25 protein-coding genes are annotated in these 25138 nt (G+C 75.1%); 16 read left to right on the top strand and 9 right to left on the bottom strand.

Going from position 1 to position 25138, the window contains the following annotated elements; all coding sequences use genetic code 11:
* The first annotated feature begins 57 nt into the window (after positions 1-57).
* The gene (locus ACN9MS_RS05720) at positions 58-810 is read left to right on the top strand and encodes a DedA family protein (RefSeq protein WP_426311078.1); all 753 of its coding nucleotides are present in this window, start codon (positions 58-60) and stop codon (positions 808-810) included.
* 31 nt (positions 811-841) lie between these two features.
* Here ACN9MS_RS05720 and coaA read toward each other — a convergent pair whose 3' ends face one another.
* Together coaA and ACN9MS_RS05730 are read right to left on the bottom strand one after the other, a co-directional pair.
* The gene (gene coaA, locus ACN9MS_RS05725; RefSeq protein ID WP_426311079.1) at positions 842-1831 is read right to left on the bottom strand and encodes a type I pantothenate kinase; all 990 of its coding nucleotides are present in this window, start codon (positions 1829-1831) and stop codon (positions 842-844) included.
* A 140-nt stretch (positions 1832-1971) separates the two neighbouring features.
* On the bottom strand, positions 1972-2880 hold the full coding sequence (locus ACN9MS_RS05730) for a DUF72 domain-containing protein (RefSeq protein WP_426311080.1): 909 nt from the start codon (positions 2878-2880) through the stop codon (positions 1972-1974).
* A gap of 125 nt (positions 2881-3005) precedes the next feature.
* Here ACN9MS_RS05730 and glmS point away from each other — a divergent pair, with 125 nt between their 5' ends.
* Both glmS and ACN9MS_RS05740 read left to right on the top strand, forming a co-directional pair.
* Positions 3006-4883 carry a glutamine--fructose-6-phosphate transaminase (isomerizing) gene (gene glmS / locus ACN9MS_RS05735; protein WP_389278873.1) on the top strand — a complete coding sequence of 626 codons (1878 nt, stop codon included), beginning with the start codon at positions 3006-3008 and terminating at the stop codon, positions 4881-4883.
* Positions 4884-5024: 141 nt separating this feature from the next.
* A complete protein-coding gene (locus ACN9MS_RS05740; protein ID WP_426311081.1) occupies positions 5025-5375 on the top strand; it encodes a holo-ACP synthase in 351 nt (116 codons plus the stop codon).
* 27 nt (positions 5376-5402) lie between these two features.
* Here the strand turns inward: ACN9MS_RS05740 and ACN9MS_RS05745 are convergent, their stop codons facing one another.
* A complete protein-coding gene (locus ACN9MS_RS05745; RefSeq protein ID WP_426311082.1) occupies positions 5403-6452 on the bottom strand; it encodes a TIGR03560 family F420-dependent LLM class oxidoreductase in 1050 nt (349 codons plus the stop codon).
* A 111-nt stretch (positions 6453-6563) separates the two neighbouring features.
* Between ACN9MS_RS05745 and ACN9MS_RS05750 the strand changes: the two genes are divergently transcribed.
* Positions 6564-8309, top strand: coding sequence for a bifunctional ADP-dependent NAD(P)H-hydrate dehydratase/NAD(P)H-hydrate epimerase (locus ACN9MS_RS05750; RefSeq protein WP_426311083.1), 1746 nt, complete (start codon positions 6564-6566; stop codon positions 8307-8309).
* A gap of 103 nt (positions 8310-8412) precedes the next feature.
* Positions 8413-9321, top strand: coding sequence for a pseudouridine synthase (locus tag ACN9MS_RS05755; protein WP_426311084.1), 909 nt, complete (start codon positions 8413-8415; stop codon positions 9319-9321).
* Between the two features lie 46 nt (positions 9322-9367).
* Here ACN9MS_RS05755 and ACN9MS_RS05760 read toward each other — a convergent pair whose 3' ends face one another.
* Positions 9368-9814 (bottom strand): MBL fold metallo-hydrolase, encoded by a 447-nt coding sequence (locus ACN9MS_RS05760; protein ID WP_426311085.1) that lies wholly within the window; start codon positions 9812-9814, stop codon positions 9368-9370.
* Between the two features lie 9 nt (positions 9815-9823).
* The gene (locus ACN9MS_RS05765; RefSeq protein WP_426311086.1) at positions 9824-10210 is read right to left on the bottom strand and encodes a hypothetical protein; all 387 of its coding nucleotides are present in this window, start codon (positions 10208-10210) and stop codon (positions 9824-9826) included.
* 70 nt (positions 10211-10280) lie between these two features.
* On the opposite strand from ACN9MS_RS05765, the gene ACN9MS_RS05770 reads away from it, so the two are divergent.
* From ACN9MS_RS05770 to ACN9MS_RS05795, 6 genes are all read left to right on the top strand, one after another.
* Positions 10281-11366: a GlxA family transcriptional regulator gene (locus tag ACN9MS_RS05770; RefSeq protein ID WP_426311087.1), complete on the top strand. Its 1086-nt coding sequence runs from the start codon at positions 10281-10283 to the stop codon at positions 11364-11366.
* 14 nt (positions 11367-11380) lie between these two features.
* The gene (gene alr / locus ACN9MS_RS05775) at positions 11381-12736 is read left to right on the top strand and encodes an alanine racemase (RefSeq protein ID WP_426311088.1); all 1356 of its coding nucleotides are present in this window, start codon (positions 11381-11383) and stop codon (positions 12734-12736) included.
* Positions 12733-13305 carry a tRNA (adenosine(37)-N6)-threonylcarbamoyltransferase complex ATPase subunit type 1 TsaE gene (gene tsaE / locus ACN9MS_RS05780; RefSeq protein ID WP_426311089.1) on the top strand — a complete coding sequence of 191 codons (573 nt, stop codon included), beginning with the start codon at positions 12733-12735 and terminating at the stop codon, positions 13303-13305. Before alr ends, tsaE begins: the two co-directional genes overlap by 4 nt.
* Before the next feature lie 92 nt (positions 13306-13397).
* The gene (gene tsaB / locus ACN9MS_RS05785; protein ID WP_426311090.1) at positions 13398-14129 is read left to right on the top strand and encodes a tRNA (adenosine(37)-N6)-threonylcarbamoyltransferase complex dimerization subunit type 1 TsaB; all 732 of its coding nucleotides are present in this window, start codon (positions 13398-13400) and stop codon (positions 14127-14129) included.
* Positions 14126-14677, top strand: a complete 552-nt coding sequence (rimI, locus tag ACN9MS_RS05790; RefSeq protein ID WP_426311091.1) for a ribosomal protein S18-alanine N-acetyltransferase — start codon at positions 14126-14128, stop codon at positions 14675-14677. Before tsaB ends, rimI begins: the two co-directional genes overlap by 4 nt.
* Positions 14678-14748: 71 nt before the next feature.
* A complete protein-coding gene (locus ACN9MS_RS05795) occupies positions 14749-15591 on the top strand; it encodes a sulfurtransferase (protein WP_426311837.1) in 843 nt (280 codons plus the stop codon).
* A gap of 86 nt (positions 15592-15677) precedes the next feature.
* Here ACN9MS_RS05795 and ACN9MS_RS05800 read toward each other — a convergent pair whose 3' ends face one another.
* On the bottom strand, positions 15678-16298 hold the full coding sequence (locus tag ACN9MS_RS05800; RefSeq protein WP_426311092.1) for a malonic semialdehyde reductase: 621 nt from the start codon (positions 16296-16298) through the stop codon (positions 15678-15680).
* 129 nt (positions 16299-16427) lie between these two features.
* On the opposite strand from ACN9MS_RS05800, the gene tsaD reads away from it, so the two are divergent.
* Complete coding sequence (tsaD, locus tag ACN9MS_RS05805) at positions 16428-17477, top strand: tRNA (adenosine(37)-N6)-threonylcarbamoyltransferase complex transferase subunit TsaD (RefSeq protein ID WP_255365008.1); 1050 nt, start codon at positions 16428-16430, stop codon at positions 17475-17477.
* Positions 17474-18550 (top strand): hypothetical protein, encoded by a 1077-nt coding sequence (locus ACN9MS_RS05810; protein ID WP_426311093.1) that lies wholly within the window; start codon positions 17474-17476, stop codon positions 18548-18550. The genes tsaD and ACN9MS_RS05810 overlap by 4 nt, the downstream gene beginning before the upstream one ends.
* A gap of 34 nt (positions 18551-18584) precedes the next feature.
* Here the strand turns inward: ACN9MS_RS05810 and ACN9MS_RS05815 are convergent, their stop codons facing one another.
* Together ACN9MS_RS05815 and ACN9MS_RS05820 are read right to left on the bottom strand one after the other, a co-directional pair.
* Complete coding sequence (locus tag ACN9MS_RS05815) at positions 18585-19742, bottom strand: glutamate--cysteine ligase (protein WP_426311094.1); 1158 nt, start codon at positions 19740-19742, stop codon at positions 18585-18587.
* A complete protein-coding gene (locus ACN9MS_RS05820; RefSeq protein WP_426311095.1) occupies positions 19739-21046 on the bottom strand; it encodes a THUMP-like domain-containing protein in 1308 nt (435 codons plus the stop codon). The genes ACN9MS_RS05815 and ACN9MS_RS05820 overlap by 4 nt, the downstream gene beginning before the upstream one ends.
* A gap of 240 nt (positions 21047-21286) precedes the next feature.
* Between ACN9MS_RS05820 and groES the strand changes: the two genes are divergently transcribed.
* Positions 21287-21583: a co-chaperone GroES gene (gene groES / locus ACN9MS_RS05825; RefSeq protein WP_047233053.1), complete on the top strand. Its 297-nt coding sequence runs from the start codon at positions 21287-21289 to the stop codon at positions 21581-21583.
* Between the two features lie 164 nt (positions 21584-21747).
* On the opposite strand, the gene ACN9MS_RS05830 is transcribed toward groES, so the two are convergent.
* The gene (locus ACN9MS_RS05830) at positions 21748-22038 is read right to left on the bottom strand and encodes a WhiB family transcriptional regulator (RefSeq protein ID WP_031316449.1); all 291 of its coding nucleotides are present in this window, start codon (positions 22036-22038) and stop codon (positions 21748-21750) included.
* Positions 22039-22305: 267 nt separating this feature from the next.
* On the opposite strand from ACN9MS_RS05830, the gene ACN9MS_RS05835 reads away from it, so the two are divergent.
* Both ACN9MS_RS05835 and guaB read left to right on the top strand, forming a co-directional pair.
* Positions 22306-23439: a MerR family transcriptional regulator gene (locus ACN9MS_RS05835; protein ID WP_426311096.1), complete on the top strand. Its 1134-nt coding sequence runs from the start codon at positions 22306-22308 to the stop codon at positions 23437-23439.
* An 82-nt stretch (positions 23440-23521) separates the two neighbouring features.
* Positions 23522-25051 carry an IMP dehydrogenase gene (gene guaB, locus ACN9MS_RS05840; RefSeq protein ID WP_426311097.1) on the top strand — a complete coding sequence of 510 codons (1530 nt, stop codon included), beginning with the start codon at positions 23522-23524 and terminating at the stop codon, positions 25049-25051.
* Positions 25052-25138: the final 87 nt, after the last annotated feature.

A 25138-nucleotide genomic window follows, 5' to 3' on the forward strand; every position in this document is an offset into this window, starting at 1 on the left:
CCGACCTGCCGCCGCCGCCCGCCTGGCCTCCCCGCCAGCCGACGAACGAGGACGCCGTTGCCCGACGCCGTGTCGACCTTCCTGGAGAATCTGGAGACCTGGATTCTCGCCCTCGCGGCGTCCGCGTGGATCTATCCCGCGCTGTTCGGCTTCGCGACGATCGACGGGTTCTTCCCGCCCATCCCGAGCGAGTCCGTCGTCATCACGCTCGCCGTGTCCGCGCACGCGACCGGCGAGCCCAACCTGCTGCTCGTGCTCCTGGTCGCCGCAGCCGGCGCGTGGACGGGCGACCAGATCGCGTTCTCGATCGGCCGCGCGATCGGCACCGACCGTGTCCGGTTCCTGCGCTCACCGCGGGGCCGCAAGGCCGTGGCCTGGGCGGAGCGGGCCCTCGCGCACCGCGGGGCGTCGTTCATCCTCGCCGCGCGCTACATCCCCGTCGGCCGCGTCGCGGTGAACATGACGGCCGGCGCCGTGGGGTACCCGCGCCGCCGCTTCATGGCGTTCTCCGGGATCGCGGCCGTCACGTGGGCGGTGTACTCGGTCCTCATCGGTCTCGTCGCGGCCCAGTGGCTGGGCCACGAGCCGCTCCTCGCGATGGTCGTCGGCGTCGTCCTCGGGGTGGCCACCGGCTTCGTCATCGACCGCGTGCTCATGATGCGCGCGCGGCACCGGGGCGAGCTCCCGGTGGTGGTCCCCGTGCCCGCGGCGCCGGCGAGCGGCGACCCGGCCCTGCCGGCTGCCAGCGGGGACGCGACCGGCACGAGGGGAGCCGGTGCGGAGGCGTCCGGCGACGACGGATCCCGGTGACGGCTCCCGCCCGCCACGTCGTCGCGCGGGCTCAGAGCTTGCGCAGCCGCACGCGCTGGACGGAGTGGTCCGACCCCTTGGTGAGGACGAGCGTCGCGCGGCCACGCGTCGGCAGGATGTTCTGCTCGAGGTTCGGGGCGTTGATCGCGTCCCAGATCGACCTCGCCTTCTCGACCGCCTGCTCGTCCGTGAGGTCGGCGTAGCGGCGGAAGTACGACTCGGGCCGGGCGAACGCCGTGCGGCGCAGGGCGAGGAAACGGTCGACGTACCACTGCCGGATGTTGCGCGTGCGGGCGTCGACGTAGATCGAGAAGTCGAAGAAGTCGGAGACCGCGACCGTGGACTCGTCGTGCGCGCTCGGCCGGGCCGGCTGGAGGACGTTCAGCCCCTCGACGACGAGCACGTCGGGCTTGCGCACGACCGCCTCCGCCCCCGGCACGATGTCGTACGTGAGGTGGTCGTACACCGGTGCCTTGACCTCGGCGTGGCCCGCCTTGACCTTGGACAGGAAGCGGATGAGCGCGCGGCGGTCGTAGGACTCCGGGAACCCCTTGCGGTCCATGAGACCGCGGCGGGCCAGCTCCGCGTTGGGGTAGAGGAAGCCGTCGGTCGTGATGAGCTCCACGCGCGGCGTCTCGGGCCAGCGGGCCAGCATCTCGCGCAGGACGCGTGCCGTCGTCGACTTGCCCACCGCGACCGAGCCCGCGACGCCGATGACGTACGGCGTGTTGCCCGTCTCCTCCCGGAGGAACGTCGACGTCGCCTCGTGGAGCCCCGACGTCGCGGTCACGTAGAGGTTGAGCAGGCGCGACAGCGGGCGGTAGACGGCGTCGACCTCCGCGAGGTCGATGGGGTCGCCGAGGCCGCGCAGCCGGGAGACGTCGTCGTCCGTCAGGGGGAGCGGCGTCGACTCCGACAGGCGGCTCCACACCGCGCGGTCGAGGTCGACGTACGGCGAGGACGACGGCGCCGCGAGATGGGCCGGCAGGAGGTCGGACGGGTCGTCGAAGGGGAAGGACACCCGCCCGATTCTGCCGGATCCGCGGCGGTGCCGGTGCACGAGGGCCTTCGACGCTGGTACTTGTCGCCCCGGAGGGGCGCGAGCGGTCGACCTCGGACGCATCTTCGGGGGGCCGCCTCGCGAACGTCCCGGGACGGTGCTCAGCGCGCACCGGCCCCCGCGCCGCGCTCCGGGTGCGTGGCACGACGACGACGCGGGGCGGGCTCGACGGCGGGGCCCGGACCGGGGAGCACGAGGTCGGGCAGCCGCCCCATGAGGGCGAGCGCGTCGGCCGGGGCGTGCGCGTGGACGTCGTTGTCGAGGTAGACCTCGGCGTCATGACCGGTCTCGCACCAGCGCCGGACGCGCTCGGCCCGCGCGTCGAGGACGCGTGGCCGGTAGCCGCTCGTGTACAGCGTGCGGTCGCCGTGGAGCCGTACGTACACGAGGTCGCTCGTGACCGCCTCCACGAGCGGCCAGTGGCCCGCACCGTCCGAGATCGCGAAGGCCACCCGGTGCCGTCGCAGCAGGTCGAGCGCCTCGGCGCTCGCGAACGACTCGTGGCGCGGCTCGAGCGCGTGGACCAGCGGACGGTCGGCGTCCACGTCGGTCCAGGCGGGTGCGCGCAGGCGGTCGTCGTGGTCGCCGGCGAGGCGGGCGGCCTCGGCCGTCGTCCGGGGCAGGAGGGCGAGGAACCGCTCGAGCAGCGCGGCGTCGAAGGTCGTGCGCGCCGGGAGCTGCCACAGCACGGGCCCCAGCCGCTCGCCGAGGGCGAGGACGCCGCTCGCGAAGAAGTTGGCGAGGGGCGTGCGCACGTCCCGCAGCCGCTTCATGTGGGTGACGAAGCGCGGCCCCTTGACCGCGAACGTGAACCCCTCGGGCGTCTGCTCGCGCCACGCGACGAACGACGACGGACGTTGCAGGGAGTAGAACGACCCGTTGAGCTCGACCGCGGGGAACACGGACGCGACGTGCTCGAGCTCACGGCGCCGAGGGAGGCCGGCCGGGTAGAACGGGCCGCGCCAGTCGGCGTACCGCCATCCAGAGAGGCCGATCCGTACGGTGGGCACGAGGTCCACCCTCACCGGCCCGGGCGCCGTTCGCCCGCGGGACGGTTTTGGCAGCGGACCTCACGAAAAACCGCGTGATCGTGCGGCTCCGGAGTGGCGCACGTCCGTGGCTAGACTCGATCACCATGTGCGGAATCGTGGGCTACGTAGGCCCTGGAACCATGGTCGGAGAGGCCTCGGGGCGACCCCTCGACGTCGCTCTCGAAGGACTCGGCAGGCTCGAGTACCGCGGCTACGACTCGGCCGGGGTCGCGCTCGTCGCACCCGGGATCGACGCCGTCGCGTTCGCGAAGAAGTCGGGCAAGCTCGCGAACCTCGTCGAGGAGATCGACCTGCACCCGCTCCCCGCGGCGACCGCGTCGATCGGTCACACCCGGTGGGCGACGCACGGCGGCCCGACCGACACCAACGCCCACCCGCACCTCGCGGACGACGACCGCCTCGCGGTCATCCACAACGGGATCGTCGAGAACTTCGCGACGCTCAAGTCCGAGCTGCTGGCCGAGGGCGTGCGGTTCCGGTCGGAGACGGACACCGAGGTCGCGGCGCAGCTCCTGGCCCGTGCCTACCGCGAGACCAAGGACCTCACGCTCGCGATGGGGCAGGTCGCCCGCCGCCTGGAGGGCACGTTCACGCTGCTCGCCGTCCATGCCGACTCCCCGGACACGGTCGTGGGCGCGCGGCACGACTCGCCGCTCGTCGTCGGGATCGGCGAGGGCGAGAACTTCCTCGGCTCGGACGTCGCGGCGTTCATCTCCCACACCAAGGAGGCGCTCGAGCTCGGCCAGGACCAGATCGTCACGATCACCCCGACGTCGGTCGAGGTGACCGACTTCGACGGCAACCCGGCCGAGGCCAAGCGCTACACGGTCGACTGGGACGCCGCCGCGGCGGAGAAGGGCGGCTTCTCGTCCTTCATGGACAAGGAGATCCACGACCAGCCGCACGCCGTCGCGGACACGCTGCTCGGCCGGACGGACCCGTCGGGCAAGCTCGTGCTCGACGACCTGCGCATCGACGAGGCCGTGCTCCGGTCGGTCGACAAGATCATCGTCGTCGCGTGCGGGACCGCCGCGTACTCGGGCCACGTCGCGAAGTACGCGATCGAGCACTGGTGCCGCATCCCGGTCGAGGTCGAGCTCGCGCACGAGTTCCGCTACCGCGACCCGATCGTCGACGAGAAGACGCTGGTCGTGGCCGTGACGCAGTCCGGCGAGACGATGGACACGCTCATGGCGGTGCGCCACGCGCGCGAGCAGGGCGCCAAGGTCATCTCGATCGTCAACACCCACGGGTCGACCATCCCGCGCGAGTCCGACGCCGTGCTCTACACGCACGCCGGGCCGGAGATCGCGGTCGCCTCGACCAAGGCGTTCCTGTCGCAGATCACCGCCGCGTACCTGCTGGGCCTCTACCTCGCGCAACTGCGCGGGAACAAGTTCCCGGACGAGATCTCGGCGATCCTCGAGGACCTGCGCGACATGCCGCGCAAGATCCAGACCGTCATCGAGCGCGGCGAGTACGTGCGCGCGACCGCCCGGTCGATGAAGGACGCGAAGTCGGTGCTGTTCCTGGGCCGGCACGTCGGGTTCCCGGTCGCGCTCGAGGGTGCGCTCAAGCTCAAGGAGCTCGCGTACATCCACGCCGAGGGCTTCGCGGCGGGCGAGCTCAAGCACGGACCGATCGCGCTCATCGACGAGGGCCAGCCGGTGTTCGTCGTCGTGCCGTCGCCGAAGGGCCGCGAGGGCCTGCACTCGAAGGTCATCTCGAACATCCAGGAGATCCGGGCCCGCGGTGCGCGGACGCTCGTCATCGCCGAGGACGGGGACGACGCCGTGCGCCCCTACGCGGACGAGATCTTCTGGATCCCCGAGTCGCCCACGTTGCTCTCGCCGCTGCTGGCCGTCGTGCCGCTGCAGATCTTCGCGATGGCGCTCGCGACGGCCAAGGGCCTCGACGTCGACCAGCCGCGCAACCTCGCGAAGTCGGTCACGGTCGAGTAGCCGTCTCCCGACCCCGCCGCTCGCCGACCAGGCGGTCCTGGTTCGTCCGGTCTCCCGGACGAGCCAGGACCACCTGCTCGTGGTGGCGGGATCGCCTGGTCCGGGGACGGTGGGGCGGGCGTCCGGCCGTAGGGTGGGCGCATGATCAAGGGCGTGGGGATCGACGTCGTGGACGTCGCCCGGTTCATGGAGACCCTCGAGCGGACGCCCCGGCTCCGCGAGAAGCTGTTCACGCCCGCCGAGCGCGACCTCCCGCCGGCGTCGCTCGCCGCGCGGTTCGCCGCGAAGGAGGCCATCGCCAAGGCGCTGGGGGCTCCCGCGGGCATGCGCTGGCACGACGCGACGGTGCACCGGGTCGTCGGCGGCCCGCCGGAGGTCGAGATCACGGGCACGGTCGCGGCGCGCGCGGACGCGCTCGGCATCACGGCCTGGCACCTGAGCATCTCCCACGACGCGGGCATCGCGTCGGCCATGGTCGTCGCCGAGGGCTGACCGGCTGCCGCCCACACGGTACGGCGGTCAGGACTGGAGGGCCGGGATGACCTGGCGCTGGAAGAGCTCGAGCTGGTCGCGGTCGGTCGCGGCGAACGGGAAGTAGCCGATCGCGTAGCCGAGGCCCTGGTCGCGCAGGCCCGCGAGCGTCTCGACGATCTGCTCCGGCGTGCCGACCAGAGGGCCCTTCCGCCACGACGCCACGTTGTCGTCCGCCTTCTCCGGGAACCAGCGCCGCGCGTGCTCCTCGATCCGGTCCAGCCGGTCCGCGACGTCCTGCTCGGTCTCGCCGATGACGACGTTGTAGTTGGCCGAGCGCGTGATCTCGCCGAAGTCGCGACCGAGGTCGCGGCAGTGCTGCTCGAGCACCGCGGACTTGTGCGCGAAGCCCTCGGGCGAGCCGTCGAAGTTCGTGTACTGCGCGTGCCGCGCGGCGATGCGCAGCGTCTTCTTCTCGCCGCCGCCCGCGATCCACAGGGGGATGCTCGGCCGGGCACCCTCGCCGTCCACGACGACCCGCTGGAGGGGCTGCGGGTAGCACAGCGCGCCGTCCACCTGGTAGCGCTGGCCCTCGAACGTGCCCGACGATCCCGTGCGCCACATGCGCGCCATGATCTCGACGCCCTCGTCGAGCGCGCGCAGGCGCTCGCCCGCGCTGGGGAAGCCGTACCCGTACGCGCGCCACTCGTGCTCGTACCAGCCCGCGCCGATGCCCATCTCGAGCCGGCCGCCGGAGACGTGGTCGACGGTCGCGGCGACCTTCGCCAGGTACGTCGGGTCCCGGTACGCCATGCACGTGCACATCTGGCCGAGGCGCACGCGCTGCGACGCCGCCGCGAACGCGGCCATGAGCGTCCACGCCTCGTGGGTCGCCTCGGTGCTCGGGGTCGGGGTGGTGTGGAAGTGGTCGTAGACCCACACGCCGTCCCACGCGAACTCGCCGCCCGGCAGGGGCTCGCCCGCCGCGGCGTTGTCGGCGTAGTGCAGGAGGGAGAGCATCGTCTTCCAGTGGTCCTCGGGCGCGACGTCGACGAGGTCGTAGCGCCAGCCCTGGGGGATGAAGAGTCCGAATCGCATGGTCGTCACCCTATGCGGGGGCGTGCGGCGACCCGCCCCTCCGGCGTCCGTCGTCTCACCCTGCGGCGGTCCGCGCAGGCGCCCTGGGCACGGGGTCGGCAGGATGAGGTCATGATCGAAGCCTGGTCCGCGGCCGACGTGCGTGCCGCCGAGGAGCCCCTGCTCGCGGCGGGCGTCCCGCTCATGGAGCGTGCCTCGTTCGCGCTCGCGACCGTCGTCGCGCGCGACCTGGCGCGACGTCGGTCTGTCGCCCTGCCCGACGGCGGGCGTCGGGACGGGCGCGTGACGGGGGCCCGGGCGGTCCTGCTCGTGGGGTCGGGCAACAACGGCGGGGACGCGCTCCACGCGGGCGCGTACCTGGCGCGCCGGGGCGTCGACGTGCTGGCCGTCCTGACCGGCGAGCACGCGCACGCGGGCGGGCTCGCCGCGCTCCGGGACGCGGGCGGGCGCGTGGAGGTGCTCGTCGGCAGCCCCGACGACACGACGCGCGCCGACCGGCGCCACGACCACCTGGACCCGCACGTCGCCGACCGGGTCGCCGCGCAGGTCGCGCGCGCCGACGTCGTGCTGGACGGCCTCGTCGGCATCGGCGCCCGTGGACCGCTGCGCGGCGTCGCGGCGGACCTCGTGCGGCACGTCTCCGCGGTGCTCGACGGCGACGCCCGCGCGGGCGGGGAGCCCGGCGGCGAGCCCGGGGCGGGCGGCGGGCGCTCTCCCGGGTCCGTGTCCGGGTCCGGGGCGCGTGGGCGCCCCTGGGTCGTCGGGGTCGACGTGCCGAGCGGGGTCGGCGTCGACGACGGCACGGTCGCCGGACCGGTGCTGCGGGCCGACCGCACGGTGACGTTCGGCGCGGCCAAGCCCGGGCTCCTCCTGCCGCCCGCGACGCACCTCGCCGGGCACGGCGCGGTCGTGGACATCGGGCTGCGCCTGGGCGCTCCTGCCGAGGACGGTGGGGCGCCGAGGCCCGTCGTGCGACGCCTCGAGCCCGCCGACGTCGCGGCGCGGTGGGTCGTGCCGGGGCCGACGGACCACAAGTACACGCGCGGCGTCGTCGGCGTCGTCGCGGGCACGCCGACCTTCCCGGGCGCGGCGGTGCTCGTCGCGAGCGCCGCGGTCCGCTCCGGCCCGGGGATGGTCCGGTACCGCGGGCCCGACGACGTCGCGCGCGCGGTGCTCGCGGCCCGGCCCGAGGTGGTGCCCGCCGCGGGCCGCGTGCAGTCCTGGGTGCTCGGGCCCGGTGTGCCGCCGGCCCCGGGACCGGACGACGACCCCGTGGACGACGGCGGCCAGCACGAGCGGGTCCGGTACGCGCTCGCGGCCGCGACGGGCGAGCTCGCCGCGGACGTCGTGGGGGAGCGGGTGCCTGTGGTGGTCGACGCCGGGGCGCTGTCCCTGCTGCCGGAGCGCTGCCCGCCGTCGGTCGTCCTCACCCCGCACGCGGGGGAGCTCGCGACGTTGCTCCGGTCGCGCGGCGACGACGTGACGCGCGCCGACGTCGAGGCCGAGCCGCTGCGGTGGGCGCGGCGCGCGCACGAGGTCACCGGGGCGACGGTGCTGCTCAAGGGGTCGGCGACCGTCGTCGTCGGGCCGGAGGGCGCGTGGTCCCAGGCGGACGCGCCGGCCTGGCTCGCGACGGCGGGGGCGGGTGACGTGCTCGCGGGGATCCTCGGCACCGTGCTGGCGGCGCACTCCGCGCGGGTGGTCCGGGAGCCGAGGCTGGCCGCGGAGCTCGCTGCCGCGGCCGCTGTCGTGCACGGCCTCGCCGCGGAGCGGGCGAACCCCGGGGGACCGGTCGCGGCGCTGGACGTCGCCGACGCGGTCCCTGCCGTCGTCGCCGAGCTCCTCGCGGCGCACTGAGCAGAGCCCGGCCTTGCCGGGCCTCGACCTGGCAGCACCCCACGGGTCCCGGAGCAGCGCGCGGCTGACAGGTCCGGGCGGGCGCGCCGGTACCGTGGAGGTCGTGGTCCCCCTCCCGGTGCGCGACGGTCTCAACCCGACGCGCCTCGTGCTGCCGCACGACGCCGAGAGCGTCGCGCGGTACACGCGCACGCTCGACTACGTGCGCCACCGCTTCCCCGACGACGCGACCCGCCTGGCCGAGAAGGTCGCGGCGGGCGAGGTCGTCGACGGGCGCGGGCGGCCGGTCGACGCGACCACGCCGTACGAGCCGCGCGGCTTCGTGTTCCTCTACCGGGACCCGCCGGTGGAGCCCGACGTGCCGTTCGAGGTCCGCGTGCTGCACCGCGACCGGGACCTGCTCGTGGTGGACAAGCCGCACTTCCTCGCGACGATCCCGCGCGGGTCGTACGTGGCGCGCTCGGTGCTCGTGCGGCTGCGCCGCGACCTCGAGCTGCCCGACCTCAGTCCCGCGCACCGGCTCGACCGCGTGACGGCGGGCGTCCTGCTGCTCACGCTGCGGCCCCAGGTGCGCGGCGCGTACCAGGAGCTCTTCGCGCGGCGCGAGGTGCGCAAGACGTACGAGGCGGTCGCGCCGTGGGACCCGGCGCTGGAGCTGCCGGCGACCGTGCGCAGCCGCATCGTCAAGCGACGCGGCGTCATGCGCGCCGAGGAGGTCGACGGCGAGCCCAACGCGGAGAGCCGCGTCGACGTGCTCGAGGCCGACCCGGCGCGCGGGCTCGCGCGGTACCGGCTCGAGCCGCACAGCGGCAAGACGCACCAGCTCCGGCTGCACATGGCGCGCCTCGGAGTGCCCATCGTGCACGACAACTTCTACCCCGAGCCGTACGACGTCGCACCGGACGACTACTCCCGACCGCTCCAGCTCGTGTCGCGCTCGCTCGCGTTCGTCGACCCGCTCACCGGGCGCGAGCGGCGCTTCGGGACGGACCGGACGCTCAGCGCCTGGTGAGGACGGGCCGGAGCGCGGGGCCGGGGCGAGCCCGGCCCGCCGACGGTCACACCACCAGGGGCACGCCCGGCGTCGGGACGCGCAGGACGCCGGACAGCCCGGTGGCCGCGAACGCCCGCTCGACGTCGGCGACCGACTCGCTGAAGTGCGCCCACCCCTCGGCGTGCACGGGGACGACGACGGGCGCCCGCAGGAGCCGCGCGACCTCGGCCACGCCCGCGCCGCCGAGCGTGAGTGCCGCCCCGTCGAGGATCGTGGGGACGCGCGCGGCGCCGGCGTGGACGATCGCGACGTCGACGGGCCCGAGGCGCTCGGGCACGTCGGCGACGAGCCCCGGGGCGGCGTTGTCCCCGGACAGGTAGACGCGGGGGAGCCCGTCGCCGTCGAGCACGAACCCGGTGACGTCGCCGAGCACGCGCTCCGCGCCCTCCGGCCCGTGGCGCGCGGGGACGCCGCTCACGCGCAGCGCGCCGCCGTCGGGCCGCGGCAGCACGGTCGCCTCCTAGGGAGCGAGCCCGACGACGCCGGGGACGTCGGGCGCGAGCCGCGCCGCGCCCGCAGGGGTCGTGAGGACATGGGCCACGCCCGGCAGGAGCGCCCGCCCGCTGAGGTCGAGGTTGTCGACGTGCTGGTCGTGCGAGACGAGCGCGACGTCGAGTTGGCCGAGCGCGTCGGGGCCGACGGCCGGGCCGCGCAGGCGCGTGCTCGTGCCGCCGCCGGGGCGCGGGTAGTCGCGGGGCGCGTCGAACCCCGGGTCGGAGACGATCGTCAGCCCGCCGAGCCGGAGCAGGAGCGCCGGGCCGCCGACGTGGAGCAGGGTGAGCCTGCTGCCGTCGGGCGTCGTGCGCGGGGTCTCGGGCCGAGGGCCGGGGTGCGGTGCGGTGGTCATGGCTCGAGCCTCGCGTGCGCGTCCGCGACGCGACAGTGGCCCGCAGGACGATGATCGGTAGGATCAGGCCATGACCGTCATGGCAGCCTCCGCCGCCGTCGTGGAGGCGCCGCGGGACCGCGTGCCCGCCCGCGAGTCCTCCGGACGACCCGAGCGCGTCGTGGTCGTGGCGTTCGACGGCATCAGCCCGTTCCACCTCGCCGTCCCCGGCCTCGTCCTGGGCTCCGACGCGCTCGCCGGGGACGCGGGACCCGCGTACGACGTCGTGGTGTGCGCGCCGACGCCCGGTCGCCTCGCGACGTCGGCCGGCTTCGCTCTCCACGTCGACCACGGGCTCGAGGCGATCGAGGACGCGGCGACCGTCGTGCTGCCGAGCTGGCACCCCGACGTCGAGCCGCCGCCCGCGCTCCTGGCCGCGGTGCGGGCCGCGCACGCACGAGGCGCCCGCGTGGTCGGGCTGTGCCTGGGCGCGTTCCTCGTGGCGGCGAGCGGTGTGGCGGACGGGCGGGAGGTCGTGACGCACTGGCGCGCGGCCGAGCGGCTCGGCCGGGACCACCCGGCCGTCACGGTCCGCAGCGACGTCCTGTGGGTGGACCACGGGGACGTCGTGACGTCCGCCGGCACCGCGGCTGCGCTCGACTGCTGCCTCCACCTGGTGCGCCGCGACCACGGGGCACGAGTCGCGGCCCGGGTCGCGCGGGCGCTCGTGCTCGCGCCACACCGCACGGGCGGGCAGGCGCAGTTCGTCCCCGCCCCGGTGCCACCGGAGGACACCGCCGACCCCGTCGAGCTCGCGATGGTCTGGGCGCGGTCGCACCTCGACGAGCCGATCTCGCTGGACTCGTGGGCGCGCGCGGCCGGGACGTCACGGCGCACCTTCACGCGCCGGTTCGCCGCACGCACGGGCCTCAGCCCGGTGCGGTGGCTGCTGGACCAGCGCGTCGACCGGGCGCGCGAGCTCCTCGAGACGACCGACCTCGCCGTGGACCGGGTCGCGGACGCCGCGGGCCTCGGCTCGGCGGAGTCGCTGCGCCACCACTTCCGCGCACGCCTCGGGACCAGCCCGTCCCGGTACCGGGTCGAGTTCGGTAGCACCCCGCCGAGCGGCCCGGACGACCGCGACCCGGCGCGCCCGCTCGCCGGGCGACGACGGTGAGAGAATCGTCCACCGTGAGCGACACCCAGCGCACGACCCCGGCCGGCACACCCGCCGGCGCCCCCGGCCCCGCCGCGCACCCGGCCCCCGCGGACCCCGCCCTCGACTACCCGGCCCGCGCCGTCGTCGACCTGGCCGCGATCCGCGACAACGTCCGCGCCCTGGCGGGCTGCGCGCCGTCGGCCCAGGTGATGGCGGTCGTCAAGGCCGACGCCTACGGGCACGGCCTCGTCGCGAGCGCGCTGGGTGCGCTCGCGGGCGGCGCGACGTGGCTCGGGACCGCGCAGCCGAGCGAGGCGCTCGCGCTGCGCGCCGCCGGGATCGGGCTGGACCGCGCGCGCGTCCTCACGTGGCTCTACCCGCCCGGCGCCCCGCTGCGCGCGCTCGTGGAGGCGGACGTCGACGTCTCGCTCGCCGCGCGCTGGGCGGTCGACGAGGTCGTCGCCGCGGCCCGGGCCTCGGGCCGGACGGCGCGCGTGCACCTCGCGGTCGACACCGGCCTGGGGCGCAACGGGATCATGCCCGCCGACCTGCCCGACGTGCTCGACGCCGTCGCGCGCGCCCAGGCCGAGGGCGCGGTCCGCGTCGTCGGGCTCTGGTCGCACCTCGCGTTCGCGGACGAGCCCGGGCACCCGAGCGTCGTCGCGCAGGCCGACGTGCTCGACGAGGCGGTCCGCCTCGCCGAGCGCGCGGGCGTCGCGCCCGAGCTGCGCCATCTCGCGAACTCCGCCGCGACGCTGACCGCTCCGCGCACGCACTACGACCTCGTCCGGCCCGGCCTCGCGGTGTGGGGGATGACGCCCGTGCCGCAGCTCGGGCCGCCGTCCCGGTACGGGCTGCGCCCCGCGATGACGCTCGAGGCGCGGCTCGCGACGGTCAAGCGCGTGCCCGGCGGTCACGGCGTCTCCTACTCGCACCACTACACGACCCCGCAGGACACGACGCTCGGCGTCGTCCCCCTCGGCTACGGCGACGGGATCCCGAGGCACGCCTCGGGCGGCGGGCCCGCGGGGGCGCCCGGCGGTCCGGTCCTCGTCGGCGCTCGTCCCGGGGACGGCGGTCGGGTCCTGCGCGTCGCGGGACGCGTGTGCATGGACCAGCTCGTGCTCGACCTCGGCCCGGACGCGGCCGAGCGCGCGGGCGACGTCGTCACGCTGTTCGGCGCGGGTGACGGGGTCGAGCACGACGGCGTCCCCACCGCCGAGGACTGGGCCCGGGCCGCCGGGACCATCAGCTACGAGATCACGACGCGCCTCGGCGCGCGCGTGCCGCGCGAGCACGTGGGGACCCACGTGCTCGACGACGGCGCGCGGGCGCTGCTCGCGCACGACCCGAGCCAGCAGAGCACGGAAAGGACGGTCCGCGCATGAGCGACGACCCGACCCCCTCGACCTCCACCGACGCGGCCGCCGGGCACGGCGTCGTCGTGCTGCCCGACGCCGACGCGACCCGCGCGTTCGGCCGCGCCCTCGCGGGCGTCCTGCGCGCGGGCGACTTCGTGATCCTCACGGGCGACCTCGGCGCCGGGAAGACGACGCTCACGCAGGGCATCGGCGCCGGGCTCGGCGTGCGCGGCCAGGTCGCCTCGCCGACGTTCATCGTCGCGCGCGAGCACCCCTCGCTCGGAGACGGCCCGGCGCTCGTGCACGTGGACGCGTACCGCCTCGGCTCGCTCGACGAGGTCGACGCGCTCGACCTCGACTCGAGCCTGGACGAGTCGGTGACCGTCGTCGAGTGGGGCAGCGGGCTTGTGGAGGCGCTCGCGGGCGACCGGCTCGAGCTCGTGCTCGAGCGTCCGCGCGGCGAGGCGACCGCGGTCGTGCCCGGCGGTGCGGCCGACGAGGAGGACGCACCCGAGGCGGGCGCGCGCCGGGTGACCGTGCGCGGTGTCGGCCCCCGCTGGGCGGACCTCGACGTCGCCGCGCTGACCTCTCGGTAGCCCTCGAGGCCCGTCGGGTCCGAGGCACTCCACCCGGTGGAGCACCTCGTCCGTGGAGGAATACCCCACGATCTCGGCCGTAGGCTGGGGCCGTGGCAGTTCTCGCGCTCGACACCTCCGCCTCCGTCACCGTCGCCGTCGTCTCCGACGACGGCGCCCGTCTCGCCCGCCGCGACGCACCCGAGCGTCGTCGGCACGCCGAGGCGCTCGCCCCGCTCGTGGAGGAGGCGCTCGCCGAGGCCAGGGTCGACCGGCGCGACCTCACCGCCGTCGCCGTCGGCGCGGGCCCCGCACCGTTCACGGGCCTGCGGGTCGGGCTCGTCACGGCGCGGGCCCTGGGCTTCGCGCTCGGCATCCCGGTGCTCGGCGTCCCGAGCCTCGACGCGATCGCCGCCCAGGCCGTGAGCGACCTCGGTCTGGAGCCCGACGACGAGCTGCTCGTGGCGACCGACGCGCGCCGCCGCGAGGTGTACTGGGCGCGCTACCGCGTCGTCGCGCACGAGGGTCCGCACGCCGTGCCGGTGCTGGCGACCGTCGCGGGTCCCGACGTCGGTCCGGCGGCCGCGGTCGCCGAGCACGCCGCGGGCGCCGTCGTGGTGGGGGAGGGCGGCGAGCTCTACCCGGACGCCCTCGACGGCGCCGACGACGCGCCGCTGGTCCCGGACGCCGCCGTCCTCGCGCGGCTCGCGATCGCGCGCCGGGCCGACGGGACCGACCAGCCGACCGAGCCGCTGTACCTGCGCCGCCCGGACGTCCACGAGGCCGCCGCGCGCAAGCGCGTGAGCGACACCGCCCCCGCTCCGGCGCCCGAGGGGTCCCGATGAGCGCGCGCCGCTACGAGATCCGCCTGCGCCCGCTCAGGGCGGCCGACCTCGACCGCGTCGTCGAGCTCGAGCGCGAGCTGTTCGGGCGCGGCGCCTGGACGTACGGGATGCTCGCGGACGAGCTCGCGGGCCTCGGCCGCTGGTACGTCGCCGCGGAGCCCGTGCGGCTCTACGCCGCGGGCCCGCAGCCCGTCGTCGGCTACGCGGGCCTGTGGTTCGACGGCGACGTCACGCAGGTCATGACCCTCGGGGTCGACCCCGCGTTCCAGCACCAGGGCGTCGGCTCTACGCTCCTGGAGGCGCTGATCGCGCGTTCCCGCGACCTGGGCGCGAGCGCGGTGCTGCTCGAGGTGCGGGTCGACAACGACCCGGCGCTCGCGCTCTACGCGAAGTACGGGTTCGAGCAGCTCGGCATCCGCAAGCGCTACTACCAGCCCGAGGACGTGGACGCGTACACGATGCGGCTCGAGCTCGGCGCGACCGGGGCGCCCGGCGGGCCTGACGCGCCGGACTACGGCACGGCGCCCGACACCGGCGTCCTCGCGTGAGCGCGCCCGTGCCGCGGGGCCTTCGCACCGGCACGGTCGGGCCCGGGCTCGACGCGCCGCGTCGAGACCGGGTGCTCGTCGCCGCGCCCGACCTGGCGGAAGCGCTCGCGGGGGACCGCCCGCCCGTCGTGCTCGACGTGCGCTGGGCGCTCGGCGTCACCGACGGGCGCGAGCAGCACCTCGCGGGGCACGTCCCGGGCGCGGTCTACGTCGACCTCGAGGCCGAGCTCGCGGCGCCGCCGACGCCCGCTGCCGGCCGGCACCCGCTGCCCGACCCCGCCGACCTCCAGGCCGCGGCGCGGCGCTGGGGCGTGCGCGCGGACCGGCCGGTCGTCGTCTACGACGCCGTGGGCGGCACGTCCGCCGCGCGCGCCTGGTGGCTGCTGCGCTGGGCGGGTCACGACGACGTGCGGATCCTCGACGGCGGGCTCGCCGCCTGGGAGGGGGCCGGGCACGCGCTCGACGAGGGCGACGTGCGGCCCGAGCCGGGCGACGTGGTGGTCAGGCCGGGTGGGATGCCCGTGCTCGACGCCGACGGCGCGGCCGACCTCGCGGTGTCGGGCGTCCTGCTGGACGCGCGCGCGGGCGAGCGCTACCGCGGCGAGGTCGAGCCGGTCGACCCGCGAGCGGGCCACGTCCCCGGCGCGGTGAGCGCGCCGACGACGGACAACCTCGCCGCCGACGGGACGTTCCTGGCCGACGACGCGCTGCGGGAGCGGTTCGCGGGCGTGGGCGTCGTGGACACCGAGCAGGGGCCGGACGCGGTCCGGACCCCCGTCGGTGTGTACTGCGGCTCCGGCGTGACCGCCGCGCACGAGGTCGCGGCCCTCGCGACCCTCGGCGTCGTCGCCGCGCTCTACGCGGGCTCGTGGTCGCAGTGGTCGAGCGACCCGGCGCGACCCGCCGCGACCTGAGGGACCGGGGCACGCAGACGCCGCGAGGCGGCGCCCGGGTGGGGCGCCGCCTCGGCGGGTGCTGCCTGCGGCGCGGGCCGCGCTGCTCAGACGGTCTCGATGGCCTGCGCGGGTGCCAGGCGCGGGGAGCGGGGGTACGGCGTGCCGACGCCGTCGGCCACGCCGACGTTGATGACGAGCATCGACTTCCAGCCGCTGTCGGCGAAGAACTCGGCGTCGATCGCGGCGCGGTCCATGCCGTTCATCGGGCCCGCGGCGAGGCCGGCGGCGCGCAGGCCGACGACGAGGTAGCCCGCCTGGATGTGCGCGTTGTCGCGCGCCATGCCGTCGCGGACCTCGGGGACGCCGTCGAGGTTCTCGCGGACGCCGGGGGCGTGCGGGAAGAGCGTGTCGAGGTGCTGGTGGAACGCGGGGTCGTACGCGACGACGAGCGACAGCGGCGCGTTCGCGACGCGCTCCTTGTTGCCGTCGTTCATGTGCGCGACCAGGCGCTCGCGGGCCTCGGGCGTGCGGACCGCGAGGATGCGCAGCGGGACGGTGTTCATGGCCGTCGGGCCCCACTTGACGAGGTCGTAGACCGCGGCGAGCTGCTCGTCGGTCACCTCGGCATCGGTGAACTGCGCGGTGGTGCGCGCCTCGCGGAAGAGGCGGTCGGCCGTGGTGTCGTCGATCTGCAGGCTCGCGGGGGCGAGGGTGTCGGTGCTCATGCCCGGACCAACGGTTGAGAGTTGAACCATCTTCCCGGCAGACGGTGTGACGTGTGCGACACGGCACGGGCGGAGCCCGCGCGCGACTACCCTGGACGCCATGGTCCCCTCTGTGTCAGTGACGTGCCGGTGAGCGCCGGCGAGCCCCTGGTGCTCGGCATCGAGACGTCCTGCGACGAGACCGGCGTCGCGCTGGTCCGCGGTCGCGAGCTGCTCGTCGACACGGTCGCGAGCTCGATGGACGAGCACGCGCGGTACGGCGGCATCATCCCCGAGGTCGCGTCGCGCGCCCACCTCGAGGCGATGATCCCGACCATCGAGCGCAGTCTCGGCACGGCCGACGTCGACCTGTCCGAGGTCGACGCGATCGCCGTCACCGCCGGGCCGGGCCTCGTCGGCCCGCTGACGATCGGCGCGTCGGCCGCCAAGGCGCTCGCGCTCGCGCTTGGCAAGCCGCTGTACGGCGTCAACCACGTCATCGGCCACGCGGCCGTCGACGAGCTCGTGCACGGCGCGTTCCCGGAGCGTGTCATGGCGCTCGTCGTGTCCGGCGGGCACAGCTCGCTCCTCCTGGTCGACGACGTCGCGACGTCCGTCACCGAGCTCGGCTCGACGCTCGACGACGCGGCCGGGGAGGCGTTCGACAAGGTCGGGCGCCTGCTCGGCCTGCCCTACCCCGGCGGCCCGCACATCGACCGCCTCGCGCGCGAGGGCGACCCCACGGCGATCCGCTTCCCGCGCGGCCTCACGGCGCGCAAGGACCAGGAGAAGCACGCGTACGACTTCTCGTTCTCGGGCCTCAAGACGGCCGTCGCGCGCTGGGTCGAGGCCCGGCAGGACGCGGGGGAGGAGATCCCCGTGCACGACGTCGCGGCCTCCTTCGCGGAGTCCGTCGCCGACGTGCTCACCGCCAAGACCATCGCGGCGTGCGAGCGGCACGGCGTGTCGACGCTCGTCGTCGGCGGCGGGTTCAGCGCGAACTCGCAGCTGCGCGACATGGCCGCGAAGCGCTGCGCGGAGGCCGGGATCGAGCTGCGCATCCCGCCGATCCGCTACTGCACCGACAACGGGGCGATGATCGCCGCGCTCGGGTCCGCCGTCGTGCGGGCCGGCGTGGCGCCGTCGAGCCTCGACATCGGCGTGGACTCGTCGATGCCGCTGACCGTGACCCACGTGTGACCCCGGAGCCCGGTCTCACGCCCGACGAGGCGCTGCGTCGCGCCCACGCCTGGGCGCGTGCGGCGGCGTCGACGGCACCTGGGCCCGGGCGCGCCCAGGCCGAGCACGCCGCGGCGTACTGGGCGGCGCAGCACCAGGCGCTCCTCGCGTCCGTGCCTGTGCCCGTGCCCGCCTACGGGGTCGCCACGGCGCCCGCGGGAGCGCCGCGCGGCCTCTCCTCCGGGACGGCCGACGCCCCTGCCTACGGGGCACCGACGGCGACCGCACCCGCGTACGGGGCGTCGACCGTCTCGTGGGAGGTGCCGCGCCGCCGTCGGGGTCGTGCCGGTCGGGTCGTGATGTTCGTCCTCGTGCTCGCGGTGTCGGTCGTCGCCTACCTCGTCAGCTCCCTCGGCGGGGCGCAGGGCGACGGCGCGGTCCTGCCCACCGAGCAGGACGGGGCGGTGCCGCCCCCCACCGTGTGGGAGGACCAGAGCCCCGACGCGACCGCGTCGGCCACGGGCGTTGAGACCGCCTGGAAGGCCGGCGAGTACGCCGAGCCGCTGCCCGACCCCGTGCCGGGCGAGGCGCAGACGACGCCCTTCCTGCCCGAGCACCCCGACCCCACGGCGTGGCTGCTCGCCCTCAACCCCGCCAACGAGGGCGTGCAGGTCGTGTTCACCGACGACCCGACGCTCAACTGCGGCATGGAACACGTCGCGGAGCACGACGCGTACGCGACGGGCTCGGCGGGCTGCTTCCAGCCCTCCCACCCGACCGTGCTGTTCGTGTGGTGGGGCGAGGACTCCGACCCGGCCACCAAGCAGGTGCTCCTCGCGCACGAGCTGTCGCACATGCTCCAGTGGTGGTACGAGTTCGACCTGATGCAGTCCGCCGTCGACTCGGGGCTCGCGGAGGACGAGGAGTGGCAGCACGCGGTCGAGACCGACGCGACGTGCCGTGTCCTGTCGTGGGGCGGCTACTCGGAGGCGGCGGCCGACCGCACGTCGTCGCCCTGCGACACCGACGACTGGTCGCCGACGTGGCTCGCCGACCGGGCCACCGACCTCGGGGTGGCCCTGCGCGACTACTGACCGTCGCGCGGGACGGCGGGTCGGTGCCCCTGGGTCAGAGCGGGCGGCCCGCCCGCATCTCGGCGACGAGCGAGCGCACGACGGCGTCCAGCTCGCCCCCGTTGCGGCGCGCGACCGCGCGCTGGCGCTGGTAGGACGCGCCACGCCGCACGATCGTGCGCACCCCGTCGAGCTCGTCCAGGCACCCGAGGCGCGCGGCGACGGGCTCGAGCTCCACGAGCAGGCGCCCGACGGCGTCGGTCACGAGCTCCTCGTTGCCCTCGCGGTCGAGGATGATGATCGCGTCCATGCCGTAGCGCGCGGAGCGCCACTTGTTCTCCTGCGCGAACCACGGCGGGATGCTCGGGAGCTCGCGGCCCTCGTCGAGCAGCGTGGAGAAGTGCTCGACCAGGCAGTGCGTGAGCGCGGCGAGAGCGAGCAGCTCGGAGATGTTCGTGACGCCGTCGCAGATGCGCGTCTCGAGCGTGCCGAACTGCGGGGCGGGCCGCAGGTCCCAGCGGATCTCGTCGAACGCGTCGATGACGCCGGTGTGCAGCATGTCGGCGACGTAGCCCTCGAGCTCCTCCCAGGTCCCGAACTGGAACGGCAGGCCGGCGGTGGGGAGCTGCTGGAACATGAGCGCGCGGTTCGACGCGTACCCCGTGTCCTTGCCGCCCCAGAACGGCGAGCTGGCCGAGAGCGACTGGAGGTGCGCGAACGTCGTGAGCATCGCGCGCTGGATCGGGAGGACCTTCGCGCGGTCCTCGATGCCGACGTGCACGTGCACGCCGTAGATGAGCATCTGCCGCCCCCACCACTGCGTGCGGTCGATGAGGGTGTTGTAGCGCTGCTTGTCGGTGACCTTCTGCTGCGCCCAGCGCGCGAACGGGTGCGTGCCCGCGCTCATGAGCTCCACGCGCAGCGGGTCGGTCACGGCCCGGAGCTCCTCGACGGAGCGCTCGAGGTCGCGACCCGCCTCGCCGACGGTGCGGCACACGCCGCTCACGACCTCGACCGTGTTGAGCAGCAGCTCCTGCTTGATCGACGGGTGCGTGCCCCCGCCCTCCGGGCGCACGGCGTCGAGGACCGTCTGGGCGACCTGGCGCAGGTCGCCCGAGTCGGCGTCGACGAGCGCGAGCTCCCACTCCAGCCCGACGGTCGAGCGCTCCGACCGCGCGAACGGGATCGCGGTGCGCCGCGGCAGGGCGCTCATCGCGGACCGTCCTGCGGGGCGTCGGACCGGCCGCTGCCGGCCTGCGGGGTGTTCGCCGGGGGGACGGCGAGCGGCTCGACGACCAGCACCTGCTGGGACCCGCCCCCGCGCGTCAGGACGATCGTGGCGGTCGCGTCGCCCGTGAGGGCGAGCTGGCGGCGGAGCTGCTCCGGCGTGACGGCGGTGCCCCGCTTCTTGATCGTCAGACGCCCCACGCCGCGCTCGCGCAGGTAGGAGCGCAGGCGCTTGAGGCCGAACGGCATGGTGTCGAGCACGCGGTACCCGCGCGCGAGCCCGTCGGCGAGCCCCGTCGCGTCGAGCGGCGCGGGGGAGTCGGTCGTCACGTACGCGATGGTCCGGTCGAGCAGCCGCCCGCCGAGCCCGCGCGCCGCGTGGGCGACGAGCCCCGCCCGGATGACCGCGCCGTCGGGCTCGTAGAGGTACTGCCCGACGCCGCCCACGTCGGGCACGACGTCCTCGTCGCCGGGGCGGTGGGCGACCCGGCGCGTCGTGGTGCGCTCGGTCCCGTCCGGGCCGGTCCACGTCGTGAGGACGAGCGCGGAGCGACCCGGTCCCTCGGGCGCGAGCGGGCCGAACCAGAGGCCTGCCTCCACGACGTCGCCGTCGACCGAGACCCACTCGGTCTCGGCGTCCTCGGGCAGGCCGTCGTGCGGGATCCCGGGGCCGACCTTGATGCCGACCGCGGGGACCCGCTCGCGCAGCCCCCACACCGCGTCGAGCGGCGGGGCGTACGCCTTCGGGTCGAACACGCGCTTGCCGCCCCGTGTCCGCCGGGCCGGGTCCGCGTACACGCCCTCGACCCGCTCGCCCTCGAGGTCGAGCGCGAGCCCGTCGCCGTGCCGCACCTCGGCCTCGGGGAAGTGGCGCAGGTTCACGGTCGCGATCGCCGCGGTGAGCTCGTCGACGTCGGTCGCGAGCACCTCGAGCTCCGCGGCCGCGAAGGCGAGCGCGTCGACACCGATCCCGCTCGTGAGGTCGGCGACGCGCCGGATCCCCGCGTCCTGGTACCGCCGCGCGTGCAGGCCCGCGACGACGAGCCGGCTCGCCTGCTCCAGCCCCGCCTGCGTGAAGAGCATGCCGTCGGCGAACGCGCCGAGCTTGCCGCGGGCGGCCGCGCGCAGCCGCGACTGCGTGAGCGCCGCGGCGGCCAGGTCCGGGTCGACGCCCTTCGCGCGCAGCCCCGCCGAGAGCACCAGCGCCTGCTGCTCGTCGTACGGCGGGAGCGCGCCGAGCAGCGCCCAGCCCTCGGGGCTGAGCAGCTTGGTCAGCGTGGCGGCGTCCATGGCGTCGATCCTTCCACGGGGGGCGGGGACCACGCGCAGCCGGGACCCGGATCGTCCCGAGGGGCGGACGTTGGCACTCGCCTTGACCGAGTGCTAACGGCGACCTAGATTTGAGGGCGTGCCGCCACCGCTCGCGGAGGCGGCACCACGTGCGACCAGGCTGTCCGGCACCCGCGACGACGGCCAGCCGGTGCGCTCGACCCATCCGTTGCAGTTCTCATGCGAAAGGGGAGGTCCGACGTGTCGGTCCCCATCAAGCCGCTCGAGGACCGGATCGTCGTGAAGGCCCTCGAGGCCGAGACCACGACCGCATCCGGCCTGGTCATCCCGGACACCGCCAAGGAGAAGCCCCAGGAGGGCGAGGTCCTGGCCGTCGGTCCGGGCCGTGTCGACGACAACGGCAACCGCGTCCCGCTCGACGTGACCGTCGGCGACAAGGTCATCTACAGCAAGTACGGCGGCACCGAGGTCAAGTACGGCGGCGTGGACTACCTGGTCCTGTCCGCGCGCGACATCCTCGCCGTGGTGGTCGGCTGACGCCGACCCCGTTCCACCAGCAGGGCCCGCGACCGTCCGGTCGCGGGCCCTGCTGCGTTCCGTGGCCGGTCGCCCCACCGTTCCCACGGGCCGTGCGCACGCGCTCCCGGTACGACGTCGGACCGGTGCCGTGCAGGTCTGCTGGTGGTGCCGCGGCGGGCTGGTCAGCCGGTGCGGCGAGCGCCGCCGGCGAGGATCGCCGCCCGCTCGTCCTCGCTCAGGCCGCCCCACACCCCGTACGGCTCGCGCACGCGGAGCGACTGCTCGCGGCACTGCATCATGACGGGGCACGAGTGGCAGATCGCCTTCGCGGCCTCCGCGCGACGGCGGCGCGTCGAGCCGCGTTCGCCCTCGGGGTGGAAGAACAACGTGTCGTCCGCATCGCGGCACGAACCCTGGTACTGCCATTCCCACAGTTCCATCACGGGCCCGGGGAGCCTGGAGATCTCAGCCATGGCGAACAACCTACAAGCGTTGCAGAAGTTGTTCAAGCCCCCTGTGCGAGAAAAGTGAAGGAGCAGGTCACGGGGGCTCCGCAGGGCGAAGCGGCGCTCGAGGGTGGCCAAACCGATGCAGCCACGAGGTCTAGGCTGACGCGATGCCGACCTCCTGGCGCGTTTGCGCGAACGGTGAACAAACTCTGCACAAGCCTGGCGCGAAGGGTGCACGACTGTGACCTGGACGAGGTGGCGAGACGCCGGAGTGGTCGGCAGAATCGATCCATGACCTCCGTCCGGTCCGCCCCCGACCCCGAGGGAGCCCGACCGAGCATGTCCACGAACCCCGGCCTCGCCGTCGCCGCCGTCGCGCGTCGGCTCGGCGTCGCGCCCGCGACCCTGCGGACCTGGGACCGCCGCTACGGCCTCGGACCCTCGCAGCACCGTGCGGGCTCCCACCGGCGCTACACCGACGACGACGTCGCGCGCCTCGTCGTCATGCGGCGCCTCACGCTCGACGGCGTCGCGCCCGCCGACGCGGCCCGCGCGGCCCTGGCGGCCGACGGCGACGAGCTCGACGCGCACCGCGGTGCGGTCTCGTTCGACGATCACGGTGCCGAGGGCGGCCAGGATCTCGACGACGATCTCGACGCGGACGACGCGGCCCCCGAGCCCGCTCCGCCGGCGCGCCCGTTCCTGCGCGCGGTGCCCGGCGGCGAGCCTGCGCGAGCGACGGGGCCGCGCGCCCTCGGAGTGCGGGAGGCTCCGCGCCCCACCCGCGTGTCCGACGTCGTCGACGCCGCGATCGCCTACGACCAGCGCACGTGCGACCGGCTCCTGCGCATCCCCGCGGGCGGCGACCCCGCGGCCTGGTGGTCGGACCTCGTCGAGCCGGCGCTCGAGCGGCTCGCCGAGCGCACGGTGCTCGCCGGTCCGGGGGAGGTCCCCGAGGTCGTGCTCGCCAACGCGACGCTGGGCGCGCTGCGCGAGTACACGCAGGCGAGCGAGGACGCGATCGTCGCGGCGGGCGGCCCGCCGCGCAACCACCCGAGCCGCATGCGCCGGATCGTCCTCGTCTTCGCGGCGCCCGACGAGCCGTTGCCGCTGGCCGCGCACGCCCTCGCCGCGTCGCTCGCGTCCCACGGCGCGATGGCCCGCATCGTCACGGGGCCGGCGAACGTCCACCGCACGCTCGAGATCGTCACGATGGTGCGGCCCTCCGCCGTCGCCATGGTGACGACCCAGGCGCGTCCCGACCTGGGGATCGTCCACGCCGCGCACGAGGCGAACCCGAGCCTGCCGTTCTTCGTCGGCCTGCCGAGCGACGAGGCCGCCGGCGACCTCCCGCTCGCCGCGACGGTGCACCGCGTGCGCAGCTTTCCCGGGCTCCTGCACGAGCTCCTCGCGGTCGTGCGCTGAGGTCTCGGGCGGGCGGCTCACGGGGTGCCGGGCAAGGATCGCGGCGGGAATACCGGAGAGCCCCGCGGCGTAGAATCCTGGTGTGACCGCCTCGCCCGTCCCCGCCGCCGCTCCCGACCGCGACCCCTTCGGTTTCCTGGGTCTCACCTATGACGACGTCCTGCTGCAGCCCGGCTACTCGGACCTGGCGCCGTCGGACATCGACACCACGACGCGCCTGACCCGCGAGATCTCGATCCGCGTGCCGCTCGTCTCGGCGGCGATGGACACCGTCACCGAGTCGCGCATGGCGATCGCGATGGCGCGCCAGGGCGGCATCGGCGTCCTGCACCGCAACCTCTCCATCGAGGACCAGGCGCTCCAGGTGGACCTGGTCAAGCGCACGCAGACGGGGATCATCGACAACCCGGTGACGATCGGCCCGGACGCGACGCTCGAGGAGCTCGACAAGACGGCAGGCGAGTACCGCATCTCCGGCTTCCCCGTCCTCGACGCGGAGCGCCGCCTCATCGGCATGGTCACCAACCGCGACCTCCGCTTCACGCCCGTCGCGGAGTGGGCCACGACCAAGGTCGACGAGGTCATGACGCCGCAGCCGCTCATCACGGGCCCGGCCGGCATCTCGCGCGAGGAGGCCACCGCGCTCCTGCGCAAGCACAAGCTCGAGCGCCTCCCGCTCGTCGACGCCGACGGCCGCCTCACGGGCCTCATCACCGTCAAGGACTTCGTCAAGTCCGAGCAGTTCCCGCAGGCGTCCAAGGACGGCCAGGGCCGGCTGCTCGTGGGTGCCGCGATCGGCTACTTCGGCGACGCGTGGCAGCGTGCCACGACCCTGATCGACGCGGGTGTCGACGTGCTCGTCGCGGACACCGCGCACGGGAACGTCCGCATGCTCATCGAGATGGTCGCGCGGCTGAAGTCCGACCCGGCGACGCGCGACGTCCAGGTCATCGGCGGCAACGTCGCGACGCGCGAGGGCGCCCAGGCGTTCGTCGACGCGGGCGCGGACGCGGTCAAGGTCGGCGTCGGCCCGGGCTCCATCTGCACGACGCGCATCGTCACCGGCGTGGGCGTCCCGCAGGTCACGGCGGTCTACGAGGCGTCGCTCGCCGCGCGCCCGGCGGGCGTGCCCGTCATCGCGGACGGCGGCATGCGCCACTCCGGCGAGATCGGCAAGGCGATCGTCGCGGGCGCGGAGTCGGTGATGCTGGGCTCGATGCTCGCGGGGACCGAGGAGTCGCCCGGCGACACGATCCTCGTGAACGGCAAGCAGTACAAGGCGTACCGCGGCATGGGCTCGATGGGCGCCATGTCGTCGCGCGGCAAGAAGTCCTACTCCAAGGACCGCTACTTCCAGGCCGAGGTCACGAGCGACGACATGATCGTCCCCGAGGGCATCGAGGGCCAGGTGGCGTACAAGGGCTCTCTCGGCACCGTCGCGCACCAGCTCGTCGGCGGTCTGCACCAGACGATGTTCTACGTCGGCGCGCGGACGGTCCCGGAGCTCCAGGAGAAGGGCCGCTTCATCCGCATCACGTCGGCGTCGCTCAAGGAGAGCCACCCGCACGACGTCCAGATGACCGTCGAGGCGCCGAACTACTCCGGCTTCTGAGGCGTTCGCCGCGACCGCGACGACGGCCCGGCACCCCGTCACGGGGCCGGGTGCCGGGCCGTCGTCGCGCCACGGGCGTGCCGTCAG

Source organism: Cellulosimicrobium sp. E-16 (assembly GCF_049913115.1).
GTDB lineage: Bacteria > Actinomycetota > Actinomycetes > Actinomycetales > Cellulomonadaceae > Cellulosimicrobium.